This is a genomic window from Rhizobacter sp. P2_H2, assembly GCF_056403375.1.
In genome coordinates this window covers 1-1500 of the sequence record NZ_JBFUFP010001214.1, presented here as the reverse complement: position 1 = coordinate 1500, position 1500 = coordinate 1, and the positions used below count along the sequence as shown (strand labels likewise).

The 1500-nt window shown below is 70.6% G+C and carries 2 protein-coding genes; one reads left to right on the top strand and one right to left on the bottom strand.

Features of this window, described 5'->3' with window-relative positions; all coding sequences use genetic code 11:
* Positions 1-34: 34 nt before the first annotated feature.
* Positions 35-1024, bottom strand: a complete 990-nt coding sequence (mltG, locus tag AC1D15_RS31675) for an endolytic transglycosylase MltG (protein ID WP_477829169.1) — start codon at positions 1022-1024, stop codon at positions 35-37.
* Positions 1025-1125: 101 nt separating this feature from the next.
* Here mltG and AC1D15_RS31670 point away from each other — a divergent pair.
* The coding region (locus AC1D15_RS31670) for a YgfZ/GcvT domain-containing protein (protein ID WP_477829168.1) at positions 1126-1500 on the top strand (375 nt) is incomplete at its 3' end.

The window sequence follows — 1500 nt, the reverse complement described above, 5'->3', positions numbered from 1 at the left end:
GGTGATGAATCGTCCGCGCACGGGCACTGGGCTGCTACTTCTGGTATTGGTTGACCGCGCGATTATGCTCGGCCAGCGTCTCGCTGAACTGGCTGCTGCCGTCGCCGCGGGCCACGAAATACAAGGCCTTGGTGGCTTCGGGCCGCACCGCGGCGAGCAGCGAGGCGCGCCCCGGCATCGCGATCGGCGTCGGCGGCAGGCCGGTGCGCAGGTAGGTGTTGTACGGGCCGTCGGTGGTCAGGTCGCGCTTGCGCAGGTTGCCGTCGAAGCTCTCGCCGAGCCCGTAGATCACCGTCGGGTCGGTCTGCAGCGCCATGCCGATGCGCAGCCGGTTCGTGAACACGCCGGCCACGCGGCTGCGGTCGGCCGGCGTGCCGGTTTCCTTCTCGACGATCGACGCCAGCGTCAGCGCCTCGTCGGCATTGCGCAGCGGCGTGTTCGCGGCGCGCTCGGCCCAGGCCAGCTCCAGCTGGCGCTGCATCGCGCGCTGCGCCCGCTTCAGCACCGCGACATCGCTCGCGCCCTTGCTGTAGGCATAGGTGTCGGGATAGAAGCGGCCCTCCGGCGCCACGCCGGCCGCGCCGATCGCGGCCATCAGCTGCGCGTCGGTCATGCCGGTGGTGGTCTGCTTCAGGTTCTCGGCCTTCGCGAGTTCGGCGCGGAACTGGCGGAAGGTCCAGCCTTCGATCAGGCGCACCGTGGCCAGCACCTCGTCGCCGCGCACCATCTTGTCGAGCAGGCCGCGCGGCGTGATGCCGCGCACGATCGCATAGCTGCCGGCGCGGATCTTGCGCGCCTGGCCGGACCAGCGGAACCATTCATACAGCAGGACCGGCGGGGCCTGCACACCGGCCTGGGTCCAGGCGAATGCGACCTCGCGCGGCGAGGTGCCGGGCTCGATCGACACCTCGACCGCATCGGCATTCAGCGGCAGCGGCTGCTGCAGCCACCAATACACGCCACCGGCCGCAGCGCCGGCGACGAGGAGGGCCAGCACGAACACCAGCAAGAAGAGACGGCGCAGGAATTTCACGGCGGGAGGATCGGAAAAAGGTCCGGAGACCCCGGTCGGGACCCGATGACGGGCGCTGATGATAATCGGCACTTCTGCACGGCTTGTATCCAATGCGCACAACCCATCCCCTCGACGGCATCGCGACCCTGAACGACTGGGGCGTGATCCGCGCCCGCGGCGCCGACGCCGCCTCCTTCCTGCACGGCCAGTTGACCAGCGACGTCACGCAACTCGGCGCCGGCCGCGCCCGGCTGGCCGGCTACTGCTCGGCGAAGGGCCGGCTGCTCGCGAGCTTCGTGGTGTGGCAACCGGCCCCTGACGAGCTGCTGCTCGCCTGCAGCGCCGACCTGCTGGCGCCGACGCTGAAGCGCTTGTCGATGTTCGTGCTGCGCGCCCAGTGCAAGCTGAGCGATGCCTCGGCCGAGCTCGCGCTGCACGGCATCGCCGGCCCGTCGGCCCGGTCGTGGCTCGGCGCCGCCGCGCTG